This is a genomic window from Phascolarctobacterium succinatutens YIT 12067, assembly GCF_000188175.1.
GTDB classification, from domain to species: Bacteria; Bacillota; Negativicutes; order Acidaminococcales; family Acidaminococcaceae; genus Phascolarctobacterium_A; species Phascolarctobacterium_A succinatutens.
Genome location: NZ_GL830938.1, coordinates 1 through 14,157, shown reverse-complemented (window position 1 = coordinate 14,157; position 14,157 = coordinate 1). Strand labels below are relative to the sequence as shown.

General features: G+C 47.5%; 17 protein-coding genes. 14 read left to right on the top strand and 3 right to left on the bottom strand.

The window, feature by feature from the left end:
- Nucleotides 1-179: 179 nt before the first annotated feature.
- Both HMPREF9443_RS09850 and HMPREF9443_RS09845 read right to left on the bottom strand, forming a co-directional pair.
- The gene (locus HMPREF9443_RS09850; RefSeq protein ID WP_009146462.1) at nucleotides 180-677 is read right to left on the bottom strand and encodes a PepSY domain-containing protein; all 498 of its coding nucleotides are present in this window, start codon (nucleotides 675-677) and stop codon (nucleotides 180-182) included.
- A gap of 317 nt (nucleotides 678-994) precedes the next feature.
- Nucleotides 995-1,507: a cyclophilin-like fold protein gene (locus tag HMPREF9443_RS09845; protein WP_050787137.1), complete on the bottom strand. Its 513-nt coding sequence runs from the start codon at nucleotides 1,505-1,507 to the stop codon at nucleotides 995-997.
- 189 nt (nucleotides 1,508-1,696) lie between these two features.
- Here HMPREF9443_RS09845 and HMPREF9443_RS09840 point away from each other — a divergent pair, with 189 nt between their 5' ends.
- The 8 genes from HMPREF9443_RS09840 to HMPREF9443_RS09805 all read left to right on the top strand — a co-directional run bounded on the left by HMPREF9443_RS09840 (nucleotide 1,697) and on the right by HMPREF9443_RS09805 (nucleotide 7,590).
- Entirely contained in the window at nucleotides 1,697-2,575 is an 879-nt protein-coding gene (locus HMPREF9443_RS09840) for a LysR family transcriptional regulator (protein ID WP_009146460.1), read from the top strand.
- Between the two features lie 107 nt (nucleotides 2,576-2,682).
- A complete protein-coding gene (locus tag HMPREF9443_RS09835; protein WP_009146459.1) occupies nucleotides 2,683-3,276 on the top strand; it encodes a flavodoxin family protein in 594 nt (197 codons plus the stop codon).
- 164 nt (nucleotides 3,277-3,440) lie between these two features.
- A complete protein-coding gene (locus HMPREF9443_RS09830) occupies nucleotides 3,441-4,277 on the top strand; it encodes a 4Fe-4S binding protein (protein ID WP_009146458.1) in 837 nt (278 codons plus the stop codon).
- A gap of 1 nt (nucleotide 4,278) precedes the next feature.
- The gene (locus HMPREF9443_RS09825; RefSeq protein ID WP_009146457.1) at nucleotides 4,279-4,554 is read left to right on the top strand and encodes a hypothetical protein; all 276 of its coding nucleotides are present in this window, start codon (nucleotides 4,279-4,281) and stop codon (nucleotides 4,552-4,554) included.
- Nucleotides 4,555-4,700: 146 nt separating this feature from the next.
- Complete coding sequence (locus tag HMPREF9443_RS09820) at nucleotides 4,701-5,186, top strand: flavodoxin (RefSeq protein ID WP_040565483.1); 486 nt, start codon at nucleotides 4,701-4,703, stop codon at nucleotides 5,184-5,186.
- Between the two features lie 20 nt (nucleotides 5,187-5,206).
- Nucleotides 5,207-5,620, top strand: coding sequence for a cupin domain-containing protein (locus tag HMPREF9443_RS09815; protein ID WP_009146455.1), 414 nt, complete (start codon nucleotides 5,207-5,209; stop codon nucleotides 5,618-5,620).
- A 153-nt stretch (nucleotides 5,621-5,773) separates the two neighbouring features.
- Nucleotides 5,774-6,535, top strand: coding sequence for a carboxymuconolactone decarboxylase family protein (locus HMPREF9443_RS09810; RefSeq protein ID WP_187363728.1), 762 nt, complete (start codon nucleotides 5,774-5,776; stop codon nucleotides 6,533-6,535).
- 104 nt (nucleotides 6,536-6,639) lie between these two features.
- Nucleotides 6,640-7,590 carry a DUF362 domain-containing protein gene (locus HMPREF9443_RS09805; protein WP_009146453.1) on the top strand — a complete coding sequence of 317 codons (951 nt, stop codon included), beginning with the start codon at nucleotides 6,640-6,642 and terminating at the stop codon, nucleotides 7,588-7,590.
- A 49-nt stretch (nucleotides 7,591-7,639) separates the two neighbouring features.
- Here the strand turns inward: HMPREF9443_RS09805 and HMPREF9443_RS09800 are convergent, their stop codons facing one another.
- On the bottom strand, nucleotides 7,640-8,905 hold the full coding sequence (locus HMPREF9443_RS09800; RefSeq protein ID WP_009146452.1) for a purple acid phosphatase family protein: 1,266 nt from the start codon (nucleotides 8,903-8,905) through the stop codon (nucleotides 7,640-7,642).
- 273 nt (nucleotides 8,906-9,178) lie between these two features.
- On the opposite strand from HMPREF9443_RS09800, the gene HMPREF9443_RS09795 reads away from it, so the two are divergent.
- The 6 genes from HMPREF9443_RS09795 (at nucleotide 9,179) to HMPREF9443_RS09770 (ending at nucleotide 13,791) form a co-directional block, all read left to right on the top strand.
- Nucleotides 9,179-9,361, top strand: coding sequence for a 4Fe-4S binding protein (locus HMPREF9443_RS09795; RefSeq protein ID WP_009146451.1), 183 nt, complete (start codon nucleotides 9,179-9,181; stop codon nucleotides 9,359-9,361).
- Nucleotides 9,362-9,379: 18 nt separating this feature from the next.
- Nucleotides 9,380-10,519 (top strand): 2-oxoacid:acceptor oxidoreductase subunit alpha, encoded by a 1,140-nt coding sequence (locus tag HMPREF9443_RS09790; protein WP_009146450.1) that lies wholly within the window; start codon nucleotides 9,380-9,382, stop codon nucleotides 10,517-10,519.
- A gap of 30 nt (nucleotides 10,520-10,549) precedes the next feature.
- Complete coding sequence (locus HMPREF9443_RS09785; RefSeq protein ID WP_040565495.1) at nucleotides 10,550-11,386, top strand: thiamine pyrophosphate-dependent enzyme; 837 nt, start codon at nucleotides 10,550-10,552, stop codon at nucleotides 11,384-11,386.
- Nucleotides 11,387-11,388: 2 nt separating this feature from the next.
- Nucleotides 11,389-11,919 (top strand): 2-oxoacid:acceptor oxidoreductase family protein, encoded by a 531-nt coding sequence (locus tag HMPREF9443_RS09780; RefSeq protein ID WP_009146448.1) that lies wholly within the window; start codon nucleotides 11,389-11,391, stop codon nucleotides 11,917-11,919.
- A 169-nt stretch (nucleotides 11,920-12,088) separates the two neighbouring features.
- Nucleotides 12,089-12,991, top strand: coding sequence for an HlyD family secretion protein (locus HMPREF9443_RS09775; RefSeq protein WP_087942328.1), 903 nt, complete (start codon nucleotides 12,089-12,091; stop codon nucleotides 12,989-12,991).
- A gap of 44 nt (nucleotides 12,992-13,035) precedes the next feature.
- Nucleotides 13,036-13,791 carry a tRNA threonylcarbamoyladenosine dehydratase gene (locus tag HMPREF9443_RS09770; RefSeq protein WP_009146446.1) on the top strand — a complete coding sequence of 252 codons (756 nt, stop codon included), beginning with the start codon at nucleotides 13,036-13,038 and terminating at the stop codon, nucleotides 13,789-13,791.
- Nucleotides 13,792-14,157 lie beyond the last annotated feature (366 nt).

Sequence of the window (14,157 nt, the reverse complement as noted above, 5' to 3'; positions counted from 1 at the left end):
AACTTACATCAATCTTGCAGTACAAATCCGATGCACAACACCAGAAATAATCACCAGCTCCTTATTGTCTCCTTGTAGCTTTTTAATGGCATCTGAATTTAACTCAAAACCAAGAATAAAGATTGTAAAAATAGAGCGATGCTTTCGCACCGCTCTAAAAAATTTATAAAAATTTATTCTTAAAAGCTGTATTTTACTTCTTTATCCAGCACTACACCAGTTTCCGGATTAACATTCATCTCACCACGCAAACCAGATGCACTGAATTTCACTTCATATTCATATAATCCATGTTCTCTGTCCAATTTCAGTTCATAAATCGACACGTCACCAACTTCTTTGGCAACAATTGCTTTTACATCATCTTTGGACAAGATGACATTAGCGCTACCACCCAACGCTTTTCTTTCCATATTGTATTCTTTGATTTTACCATTTACCTGATATACATCAATTTCATATTTTGTCTGAGTAGCAGTATCAAAAAACTTCACTTCATAATATGGTTGCAGTTTTTGCAGTTCTGCTTCAGTATGCAGGTAAGTACTACCTGTTGGAACTTGCTTTTGCGCAATTGCACGAGCTTCTTCCGCACTAATCAGATTAGCAGCAAATGCTGTAGCAGAAATTGCCAAAACAGTCAGCGCGCCAGTAATAATAGCTGTTAATTTTTTCATGAGATAAACCTCCTTCAATGTGAAAAGTTAAACCATATTTAAAGTATACTAAATTTCTAGGATTTGTATTGTGAAGTCTTTGTGACTTCTTTAGAAGTTCCAACGCACGCCAGCGTGAAAATCCCAGTTCTTATTATACTCGCCGCCGACTGCACGCTCGATGTCAAAGTACGCATAGCTATCTTTGCCAGTTTTTACGCTCAAGCCTGCACCATAATTGACGCTTACGTTTTCTCTAAGTAATAAACTAAGGAAAGCTTAATTTCTTGTATTATCCAAAGAAGCTTTTTCTCTTGCTGGATTTACAGTTACCTTAATTAGTGCTCTATACTAAAATTTACTTTAAAATCGCTTTGCTGCGTACTCAAAATATCTAGTCCCTGTTCAACGTGTCCCAAATAAATCAAATCATCCGTATATCTGAAATCCTTATAAAACACACTTATATTACCCCATGGAACATAAACACACACATCTCCGGCCTTCGGAGCATGCCCTCGTGGCGCTCCGTCCCCGGTAAGCTTATTTTTAAAATAGCCAATCTTTTCGGTATGATTAAAATCATTCAGGTTTATCCCTGCGGGAAGCATATCAATTAAACGCTTCGCTGCCGCATTATCCGCAAGTACAACAATAATATTTTTACCATCAACCTGCAGCTTCAGCTTGGTTCCTTGCGCTGCAGACTGTGACTGCTGCGTTTTATTTTGAGCAGACTGCACTTTCGGTGCAGGATTCTGAGCTGCTTTACTATCAGGTGCATCCGCACCGGCGCAGCCGCTCATAAGCAATGTTACAGCTAAAGCTGTAGAAGCCAATAATTTTTTCATAGTAAACCTCCTTGCAGACATCATTATGTAAAACAGGATTTACCCTTCACCGATAATTATACTAACAGCCTAAATATGCGTCCAATACCTATAATAATTACCGTTACATGCTTTTTTTGCATAATCAGCAAGGCTGCGTTATAATAATGCCAAAAATTACAAGCATATCGATAGAAAGGAGCCGTCGCTATGAACTTTCGTATTCTCAACTATTTTCTGACTGTCGCACACGAAAAAAATATCACCAAAGCAGCTGAAGTTCTGCACATCACTCAGCCCACGCTCAGCCGTCAGCTCATGCAGCTTGAAGAAGATTTAGGAACTAAGCTATTTGACCGCAGCCAACATAAATTCGCGCTCACACCCTCCGGGCAGTTTCTCGTACAGCGCGCACAGGAAATTTTAGACATGGTAGAAAAAACTACGCTCGACATCCAAGACCAGGAGCAAAACCTCAGCGGAAGCATTGCCTTCGGCGCAGGTGAGTACTATGCTACACAAACACTGGCACAGCTTATCGGAGCTTTTCAAAGGCAATATCCGGCTGTAACCTTTGACCTTTTTACAGCTACGGCAGATACTCTGCTGGAAAAAATGGAAAAAGGGCTTATCGATATCGCTATCCTGCAGGCACCTGTCGATACAACAAATTATGACTATATTCATTTACAGAAAAAGGAAATTTGGGGTATTCTCATGCGCAAGGATGCTCCTCTGGCAACAAGAAAAGCCATTAAAGCCTGTGAGCTTTGCGGCCTGCCTGTTATTTTACCTGTACGCCTGCAAGTACGCAGTGAAATCTTCAATTGGCTCAGCGGCGATATTGCCAAAATACACTTTGTTGGCAACTGTAACCTGCTTGCCAATACAGCCGTACTCGTAGAACAGAATAACTATTACGCTATAACCATCAGGCCGCCGCTAATGAATGAAAACCGCTTTGTATTCCGTCCTTTGCAGCCGGCACTAAGCGGCGATATTCTTCTTGTATGGCGACGCGACAGACAGCAGAGCCATACTCTGCAAAAATTCATTGATTTTGCAAAATGCTTTTTAAGCATAGAATAGCTTTACAAGATAAGTATTAGACATGTAAATAAGAATCATTATAATTTTAGGCAGATAGCAATTTGTTATCTGCCTTTTTGATTGTTATTTTTTGATGAGGAAAACTTATGAACAGACATGATTTTATCAGGCTCGCTGTCGCAGGCTTCGGCACCATGCTTGCCAGCGGCGCAGCTATCAACTTTCTGTCTAACAAAAATACGCCTGAAGCGAATGTGCCTGCCGCTGAAGCAGCACAGCAGCCAACACCAAACGGCAAACAGCGCATCGTTGTCATTACGAGCAGTCCGCATAGAAACGGCATGACCAGCGTGCTAGCAGAACAATTTATCAAAGGCACAGAAGCCAAGGGACACAGCGTCTTTCGCTTCGACGCAGCGTTTCATAATATTCATGGCTGCCTGGTCTGCGATGCCTGCGGCATGAACGGGCTCTGCGTGCAGAAGGAGGACATTGAAAATGATTTGATTATGCGCCTCGTTAATGCTGATTTAATCGCGCTCATCACGCCCGTTTATTATTGGCACGTCAGCGCGCAACTCAAGACCTGCATTGATAGATTTTACGCACGCACAGGACGTATCAGCGGCAAGCAGAGCGTTCTGCTCGCAGCAGCAGGCAGCGACGTTCCCTGGGCTATGGACTGCCACACTCTCAGGCTATATGCGCTGGCAGAGCCGTGGCACTTTGCTCGCCACTAACTGCAAAACCCGCAAGGATATTTTGAAAACCACCTATCCGCAGGCTGCCTATGATTTAGGTCACAGCTTATAAAAAACTCTTGACCGATAGCAACAATCGCAAGCTATAATTTACTTGACTTGGAGTTATCTCCAAGTCATAAACTAAAAACGAAGGAAACGCTATGCAAAACCTAACTTACAATCTCAAACGCACTGTCGGTTATATCGTCGGCTTCATACTTTTCTACGAGCCGTTCATGTTCTTCAACCAAATAGCAAGTACTTTCATCACCGACACAAGCTTCAGCTCGATTCACGTTCCCTGTGCACGTATTCCGCTTGCGAACATCGTCACAGGCGAATGGCTTGCGACAAGCACGATTTCACTAATCTTTTGCCTGCTACTCGCCGTAACCTCGCTGTGGTTCGGTCCGCTCTTTTGCGGCAAGCTTTGCCCTACCGGTGCCTTCAGTGAACTGCTTGGCAGCCTGCTGCCTGACAAATATAAAATAGACTGGGTAAAGCTCGTGCCCGTGCTGCCGCTACGTTATGGTTTTCTCATCGGTTTTCTTTTTTCCATCTGGCTGGGCTTTGGCATTCCCTGCACCTATTGCAATTATTATTCTTTCGAGATTTTTATCAACTTGTTTCTCACAGAATATTTCTTAAACACGCTCTCCTCGCTCATCGCCACGTTCTTTTTAGCGAATGTCTTCTTAGGGCTTTTCACCAAAGGTGGACGCGGATATTGCCTGTTTATCTGTCCTGTTGGCACATATAATTCCTTGTTTCACATTTTTGGACGTTTTGTTCCCGGTGCTTTCGCCATGCAGGTGCGCAAAAACGCCTGCATCGGCTGCACCAAATGCGCGCAAAACTGCCCCATGCGTGCGATAACCATGCACGAACGCCAAGCAACGATTGACAGACGACTTTGCATCATCTGCGGCAAGTGCGCGCACGGCTGTCCGAAACAAGCTATCTGCTATCAAAGCAATCTGGCGAAGGAGAAAAAGTAAGATGAGCACAACTGATAAAGCACTTCATGACAACAAATTATCTCAGCTCGCTCTCAGCGGCGGTGCTGCTGCCAGCATCCTCCTGCCCCAGTCTGTTACGAAGGCTATACCACAGCTTTTCGCCGGCATTGCGCCCGTCACGGCACAGACGCTGCTCTATTGCACAGGCGTGTGCGGCAGCTGCGGTGGAAGCTGCGTGGGGAGCGTGGGCGTTATGGCTTTTCTTGCTATCTTAGCTAAATATAAACATCAATCATACAAGGAGGATTCAATATGAACAGACGCGACTTTTGAAAACTCGCAGGCGTTAGCCTTCTGAGCCTTGCAGCATTAACTATGGGCTGCGGTTCGTTCAACGCTGCTAAAGCAGACGCACCTGCGCCTAAAGTAAAACAATCCACTAGTGAAGGAGCATCACAAAACATGAATAATGGTAAAAAAATCTTAGTAGCCTATTTTTCCTGGAGCGGCAACACCAAAGCTGTTGCTGAAGAAATCCATAAACAGGTCGGCGGCGACATCGTAGAAATCGTGCCCGCAACTCCGTACTCCGAAACCTATAGCGTCACCGTCGCCAAAGCCAAAGCAGAACAGGCAGCCAACGCCCGTCCTGCCATCAGCACAAAAATTGATGATTTCGACAAATACGACGTTGTTTTCCTTGGTTATCCCAACTGGTGGGGCAGCTTCCCCATCCCTGTTGCCACCTTCGTAGAAACCTATAAATTGGACGGCAAAACCGTTGCTCCCTTCTTCACCCACGGCAGCGGTGGCGAACAGCGCTGCCTAAGCGATTTGCAGAAGCTGACACCTAATGCCAAATTCACCCAAGATCTTGTTCTCTCCGGCAGCAGCTCCAAGAACGCCCAAGGTCAAATCAAAAGCTGGCTTGACAGCTTGCAATTCTAATTTTTAAAGGAGCGATAACAATGACAGAAGAAAAATTTTTCACCATATTCCCAACAGGCCCTAAAAACGATGCTTATGCAAAATATTTCGTAGGCCAAAGCTATCTTAACATGCTTTCTCTCGACCAGGTTGTCATCGGCAACGTAACTTTCGAGCCAGGCTGCCGCAACAATTGGCACATCCACCACGCCGATAAAGGCGGCGGGCAGATTCTGCTTGTCACCGGCGGTCGTGGCTACTACCAGGAATGGGGCAAGCCTGCCCGTGAGCTGCATGCCGGTGATGTAGTCAAAATCCCCGCCGGAGTTAAGCATTGGCACGGTGCCGCCCCCACCAGCTGGTTTGCGCACCTCGCCATCGAGATTCCGGGCGAAAACACCAAAAGCGAATGGTGCGAGCCTGTGGATGCAGAGGAATATAATAAGCTGAAATAAACCCGCTGTCACCTTCAGTGATATCTTCCCTTACAGACAGACAAGTCGCTCAACACTAATTTACTGAAATGAGAATCACCAATGAAAGACATCTCAAAAATTATACTCACTGCATTTCTTTCATGCACTTTACTTTTAGGAGGCACCACCGCTATGGCACAAACACGTGAAACAGCAGCAAATACTGCTGCTCAAAGCTTGTTCACCAAAAATGATCCTACTGATATTAAAAACGAACCGGAGCTTTCCGCTATCAGCAAAAAGTTTATCTATCACGATATCAATAAGCAGATTAAGCTCATTGCCGCCAAACAGGAGCTGCTGACGCTCGTTGTTCTCACTGCCAACAACACACCGGAGGATATTCCTGCCCACGTCGAAGGCGCTCTCAGAGCAGGTGCAACGCCGGAGCAGGTACACGAAAGCATTTTCCATTGCACGCCATACGTTGGTCTGCCAAAGGTAAAAACAGCACTGGAACGCTTTGACCAGGTTATGGAAATGCTCAAAATCAAGCCCTGCGCTCCTGCCGGAACAACTACCGATCAAACACGCCACGAAGCAGGCCTCGCCGTACAGCGCGCCATCTTCGGCGCAGAGAACATTGATAAGATGAACGCGAGTGCCCCTGCTGACCAAAAGCATATTAATGATTACCTCAGTGCCAACTGCTTTGGCGACTACTACACACGCAAAGTGCTCGACGTCAAAGAGCGTGAACTGATCACATTTACAGCAATCGTTACTCTCGGCGGATGCGAACCACAGGCCAAGGCACACGCCGCTGCCAATATCTCCGTCGGCAACTCCCGTCAGGATTTGCTGGATGCGCTCACCATTGCCCTGCCCTACATCGGCTATCCGCGCACCTTAAACGGACTTAGCTGTGTAAACGCTATCGCGCCAAGCAAGTAAGCTGCCAAAAATTTATATTACCATTAACACAAACTTCCATTTTCCTCTTGACTTAGAGTATACTTCAGGTATTAAAATATAAGTAACCAAATTATAGGAGGTAGTTGAAATTGACACAAGAATTTGCACAAGCCCCTGTAGTAGGCTGCAAAAGAGTTGCCAAAACCGATAACGCAGGCTCTCATGCCAAAGTATATTTCACCAAGCACATTGATGCCGAGCATCTCATCAAATTATACGGTTTAATCAACGAAAGCATTTACGGCAAGATTGCCATCAAACTGCACACCGGCGAAAAGCACGGCCCCAACATTCTGCCGCGCGAGCTGGTGAAAGCGCTGCAGCAGCAAATCCCTGACAGCACCATCGTAGAAACTAACACTCTTTATCAGGGCGACCGCTATACCACCGAAGAACATCTCGACACCTTAAAGGTTAACGGCTGGACCTTCTGCCCTGTCGACATCATGGATGCAGAAGGCACCGTTAATCTGCCTGTACGCCACGGTAAGCATTTCAAAGAGGTTTCCATGGGCAAAAACATCGTCAACTACGATTCCATGCTCGTTTTAACGCACTTCAAGGGCCACGCTATGGGAGGCTTCGGAGGTTCCATGAAAAACCTTGCTATCGGCTGCGCTGACGGACGCATCGGCAAAGCACAGGTTCACGGCGTAGATAAGGATAACCTGCCTGCAGACTGGAACGTATGGCCCGGCAAGGAGCTGCTCATGGAAAACATGGCTGAATCTGCCAAGGCTACCATTGATTTCTTCGGCAAGCACATCGTTTACATCAATGTCCTACGCCGCATGTCCGTTGACTGCGACTGCGCCGGCTTAAGCGCAGAAGAGCCGACTATTCCTGATATCGGCATTCTCGCTTCTACCGACATTCTGGCTATCGACCAGGCTTCCGTCGATCTGGTATATGCCAAGGAAAGCAACCATGACCTCGTTGAGCGCATGGAAAGCCGTCACGGCCTGCACCAGCTCACCGCTATGCACGAGCTGAAAATGGGCAATGACAAATATGAACTGATTGAGCTTGATTAACCGTAATTAAAAAGGCTGTCGCACTACGATGATGCGACAGCCTTTTTGCTTATTTGGTTAATTTAACTTCGTCAAACTGCTTGCCATCCGGCAGGAAGGCTTTAAACTCCAAGGTTTTCTCATAGGCTTTCATTGTCATATAGTTGGCAGTTTCCGGTTTCGGCGCTGTTGCCGCATCCCACTCAAAATCGCCCCACAGCTTAGGATAGCGCACACTGCGGGCCACACCTGTCAGAATATAGGTAATACCGCTTCCCTGCGGTGCAGGCGCAAAGTTCTGCAGCGGCACACGGCGGCGATATGTATGCAAATGCGCCGTCAGTACTGCGTCAACCTTGTATTTTTCAAACACCGGCATCAGCCGATAGCTGAAATCAAGAAACTGCGTCTTGCTCTGCGCTCTGCCAGACTCCGGCCCGAAGCCGTAGAGAAAGATATCGCGGTGCATCAGAACAACCTTCCACTGCGCCTTGCTCGCCGCCAAATCCTTTTCCAGCCAAGACAGCTCGTCTGCCAGCAAATCAGGCTGAAAATTTTCCATCTCCGGAAAGTTGGTATCCAACACTACAAAATGCACCGGACCGTAATCAAAGCTGTAAAACTGATTCGGATATTTTGCCAGACCGTTTTGCGGCACATTGAACAAATGCGTATAGCTTGCAGGCAAGTATTCCTTCCACTCCATGTTGTACGCCTCATGGTTGCCGATTACAGGTGCCAGCGGCACAGCATCACTGAACACGCTCACGCTGTTGAACCAGGCGCGCCATTGGCTTGCATCCTGTCCGTTGTCCACCAAATCTCCCATATTCACGTAAAACGCACTCTGCGGATGGCGCTTGTACGCTTCACGCGCCAGCTGCTGCCAGCCACTGTAATCAGCGCTTTGCGAATCCGGGAAAATTAAAGCAGTAAAGCCTGCGCCCTTTTCCGTCTGCAGCTTGTGCCAACGTCCTTTATTCTGCGCTGTGTTGATGCGATATTCATAAGCACTGCCCGGCACCAGGCCGCTAAGACGTGCAGTATATTGAATAATACTGTTTTTATCCGTAAAGCTGCTGTCTGTTGCCTGCACTGCCTGTATGTCCTTGTCGTCCTGCAAGCGATACTCCAGTGTATAAGGCTGCTTCACCTTCGCTTCCCACATAATTGTGCGCCCTGTTTTGTTATCTGCAGCGACAAGCTGACGCGGATTGGTAATGGCAACGGCGGTATCACTGCCCTGCACTTCGCTGTCAGCATTTTTAGCACAACCGTTTAAGGCCATTACTGCCAGGCACAATATAAAAAGTAAAAGCTTAATTATCTTGCTCATGCTCTGCTTCCTTTCATGTTGCTTTATTTAAGTATAGCATAACACCTGGAGTACGGTCGAAGTCAAGATTTGTTTGTACATTTTGACTTAAAGTTACAATAATACTATCTTTTTCACTTTACAAAACATTATAGAATTTATTCATGATGTAGTAAAAGATAATTTGTAAAAAGCTTTCAAAAACACTTTCATAAAATGCTATTTTTGATATAATATAAGGTGAAGCTATCGCATGCTGTTATTTTAAACAAGGTATCATAAGGAGGAGACCATATGAGCTTAAAAATAATTACTAAGCGTTGCAAAGGCTGTGGTATTTGTGCGGCCTTCTGCCCGAAAAAAGTTCTGGCAGTCAGCGAAGTCGGCAAAGTCGAAGCCGTTGCTGAAGAAAATTGCATCAAATGCGGACAATGCGAAATGCGTTGCCCCGACTATGCTATCTTTGTAGATAAATAAAAAGGAGTGAGGTAACCCATGTCAAGAATCCTGCTGTTACAAGGTAACCAAGCGGTTGTTGAGGGTGCGATTGCCGCCGGTGTAAAATTTTACGGCGGTTATCCGATCACCCCTTCTACCGAAATTGCTGAACAATTAGCTCTGCGTCTGCCGCAGGTTGGCGGTAAATTTATGCAGACTGAAGACGAAATCGCCGGTCTCGGCACTGTTATCGGTGCATCCATGGCCGGTAAAAAGGCTATGACCGCAACTAGCGGCCCGGGCTTCTCCCTGAAACAGGAAATGCTCGGCCTCGCCTGCAGCGCCGAAATCCCCTGCGTTATCGTTAACGTACAACGTGTAGGCCCTGCTACCGGCCAACCGACCTCCCCCGCTCAGGGCGAGGTTATGCAAACCCGCTGGGGCACCCACGGCGACCACTGGTTGATTACCGTTTCTCCGTCCAGTGTTCCCGAATGCTTTGACCTGACTTTGCGTGCAGTAGCATTGAGCGAAAAATATCGTTGCCCGGTTATTCTCCTGATGGACGAGGTTATCGGCCATATGCGCGAGAAAATCGAGCTTCCCGACAACTATGATGAAATTCCGCAGGCAGAACGCAAGCGCCCGACCTGCGCACCCGAAGATTATCTGGCTTACGGCTGCGAGGAAGGCTCCAAGGTTCCTGCTATAGCAGACTTCGGCAGCGGTTACCGCTGGCACGTATCCGGTCTGGTACACGACGAAACCGGTTTCCCGAAGGGCACCGGTGAAGCAACCCGCACCTCTCAGGACCGTCTGCGCACTAAATTAGAAGATAACTTAGACGACATCGTACAAGTAGAAAACTATCGTATGGAAGATGCCGAATTTGCTGTTGTAGCCTTCGGCGGTGCTGCCCGCACTGCTTATGAAGCAGTTGATATGGCACGCAAGGAAGGCCTGAAGGTTGGCTTCGTCCGCCCGATTACTATCTGGCCGTTTGCCGAAAAGCAAATGCAGGAGCTGGCAGGCAAGGTTAAAGGCATCCTCGTACACGAGCTGAACTGCGGCCAGTACGTTCTGGAAGTTGAACGTGCGGTAGCAGGCAAGGTTCCTGTAAGCCTGTACGCTAAATACGATAACGAATCTGCTACTCCGGCCGAACTGTTAGCTGAAATCAAAAAGGCTATGGCCTAACGGATGAGAGGAGAAAAAACGATGAGTGAAATGGAAAATTTAATCAATAAATATTTCCGCCCGGGCCGTCTGCCTCACATCTGGTGCCCCGGCTGCGGCAACGGCGTTATCACCGGCGCCATTGTAAAAGCAATTGATAAGCAAGGTCTGGCAAAAGACGACGTTGCAGTAATCAGCGGCATCGGCTGCTCCAGCCGTTCCTCCGGTTATCTGGACTTCAACACCGCCAATACTCTGCACGGCCGTGCTCTGCCGATTGCTACCGGTGTAAAAATGGCTAACCCTGCACTGAACGTTATCGTTTGCAGCGGTGACGGCGACTGCACCGCTATCGGCGGCAACCACTTGATTCATGCAGCACGCCGCAATATTGATTTGACTCTGGTTGTTTTCAACAACAGCATTTACGGCATGACCGGCGGTCAATATTCTCCGATGACGCCGATGCATTCCAAAGCAACCACCGCTCCGTACTACACTGTTGAACCGAGCTTCAATCTGCTCGATCTGGCAAAAGCTGCCGGTGCAACCTATGTAGCACGCGCAACCACCTACCATGTTCCCGTACTGGTCGATGTTATCGCTAAAGGCATTGCTCACAAAGGCTTCTCTATCATCGAAGCTGTCAGCGCTTGCCCGATTTCCTTCGGCCGTCAGAACAAGATGGGCGGACCTGCTCAGATGATGGCTTGGCAGCGTGACCATGGCGTTATGAAGGCTGTTTGGGACCGCATGGATGAAGATAAAAAGGCAGAAGCAATCGCTGCCGGCAAATTCCCCATCGGCGTTCTCTACGAAAACAACGACGTTATGGAATACACCAAGGCATATGACCAAATTATTCAACGTGCACAGGAGGGTAAATAATTATGAGACATAGCTTTCGTTTCTCCGGTACCGGTGGTCAGGGCCTGATCACTGCAGGTATTATTTTAGCCGAAGCTGCCCTCTTAGACGACAAGCTGGCTGTACAATCCCAATCCTACGGCCCGGAAGCCCGCGGCGGCTCCTCCAAGGCCGAAGCTATCATCAGTGATGAGCCTATTTATTTCAGCCGTGTTATCTGCCCAGATACTCTGCTGGTAATGAGCCAGGAGGCTGCCAACAAATTCATTGCCGACCGCGATGAGCATACCACCGTTATCACCGATACTCTTTTCGTAACTGATGTTCCCGGCAAGTACGGCAAACGCGTTGACCTGCCTATCACCCATACTGCCAACACTGTTTGCGGCAAGACACTGTTTGCGAACATCGTTGCTCTGGGCGCAGTAGTTGCACTCACCAAATGCGTTTCCAAAGAAGCAATTCTCAAGGCTGTACTGAACCGTGTTCCGAAAGGAACCGAAGAAGCTAATACCAAGGCTCTCGAAGCTGGTATGGCACTGATTGAGAAATAAAATCTGACCTATACAATTAAAGCTGTTGCTTTCGGCATTCACGCCGGAGGCAGCAGCTTTTTAATTTTTAGCTAGCTAATTATGCAAAATGTCATGCAAATGCCACAAACTTACGCTATAATATACAAGTACAATAGGCTTTTAACTTCAAGGAAACGAGGAATCTACTATGAAGATATTAAAAATATTATGTTGTATGGCAGCCGTCTGCCTCACAGCCTTCAGCCTGAGCGGTTGCAGTCTGCAAAAGGCTGATAACAGTCTTGGCAGAGGCACAATCAGCATCTCCACCTATGCAGTCAAGGCTCCGACAGCAGGCAAGCTCATAGGTCTTATCAGTGAAAAGGGCGAGCGCATCAGCAAGGGCCAGCCGCTTTTTGCTATCGGTGACGCAAAGCTGGATAAGCAGGTTAAGGACCTGGCAACCCAGGTTGCCAAGGCCGAAGCAGATTTAAAACGTATGCAGCAGGGCACGCCAACGGCAGCACCGGTTGCTGACACCTCTCTGGCGCAGGCCAACGTAGCAGCGGCACAACAAAAAGCCGCTAAGATGAACAGTTTGCTGGCGCAGGGCGCAGTTTCACGCAATCAGGCACAGGCTGCCCAGGACGAGCTGCAGCGCGCTATCGCACAGCTGCAGGCAGCAAGCAGCGTAAGCGTCAGCTTCAAGCCAGCTTCTCCGGCAGAAATCGATGCACAGCAAAAGCTCATTGTACAGCTCAAGGCACAGCAGGCCGCTGCAAAAGCACAGCAGGAAAAAAATGAAGGCAACAGCCCCTGCACCGGCATCATTACCGATTTGCAGGCCGCTAATAATGCTACCGTACAAAAGGATCAGGTAATCCTGCACATCAAAGCTGTCGACAGCTGCAGTATAACGCTGAATGTCAGCGCAGCCCAGACCAAGAAGCTTAAGGCAGGCATGCCGGTAAACATTAAGGCTGCCGAAACACCTGCACCCTTCAGCGGTAAGATAAGCAGCATTGACGGCACTAAAATCACTGTTACTTCAGACCAGAAGCCAGAAGATCTTAAGGACGGTGTAAAGGTAGAAATCAGCTTAGCAGCTTAAGCTTCCGATATCCAAACCAATAAATACCACGCAAGGAGATTCATATGCTTAACCAATTTTCACGTACAGAGCTGCTCTTCGGCAGCGAAGCAATTACGCGTCTGCAGAATGCCCATGTCGCTGTTTTCGGTATCGGCGGTGTAGGCGGTTATACAGTCGAAGCACTCGCCCGCAGCGGTGTCGGCAGCTTTGACCTCATTGATAACGATACCGTTGCTCTCACCAATCTCAACCGTCAGATTATCGCTACCCTTGATACTGTCGGCCAGCCTAAGGTTGAAGTCATGGCCAAACGTATTGCGAGCATCAACCCCGATGCCAACGTAAATTGCCGCCAATGCTTCTTTTTGCCGGCAAATCAGCATGAATTTGATTTCTCACAATATGATTACGTTGTCGATGCCGTAGATACAGTGGCAGCCAAAATTGCTATCGTACTTGCAGCCAAGGCAGCAGGCGTACCGGTTATCAGCAGCATGGGAGCAGGCAACAAGGTTAATCCTGCCATGTTCGAGGTAGCAGATATCTATAAAACCAAGGTTGACCCCTTAGCGCGTGTTATGCGCCAGGCTATGAAGAAAAACAACATTAAAAAACTAAAGGTTGTTTATTCGCAGGAGCTGCCGCTTTTACCTATAAATGAGGAAATAGAAAGCGAATGTCACGCCGAAACACCCAAACGCCGTGCGCTGCCCGGCAGCAATGCCTTCACACCTTCGGTAGCAGGACTGATTATTGCCTCCGAAGTCATCAAGGACCTGGTAGGCTTGGATGACAGCCACCGCAAGGGATTAGCTTAACAAAAACAGAATTACAAGCAAAATAAAAACGCCTCTGCCCACAGCTCAAAGCGTGGTCAGAGGCGTTCCCTCATTACAATTATTCAAAAATGCACATAACAGTCAGGACGCCTAAGAAAACTAAGCTAACACCAGCGGCACTAAACATAGTAACTCACCTCCATGCATTCGCACTTTTTATTTTTTATTTGCTGCTGTATTTTTACAGCCTGTGGGTTTTTTCCCTCATCTGCTATCTATTATAGCACTTTTTTGTATTTTGTATACAGTATTCTCGAAAAAATTTTAAAGTTTTTCTGACAACTACAATTGCTCGTCGCAAAGCCCTCAGCACTGGCTAGCGTAAAGTTTTTGTAGGAAAAACGG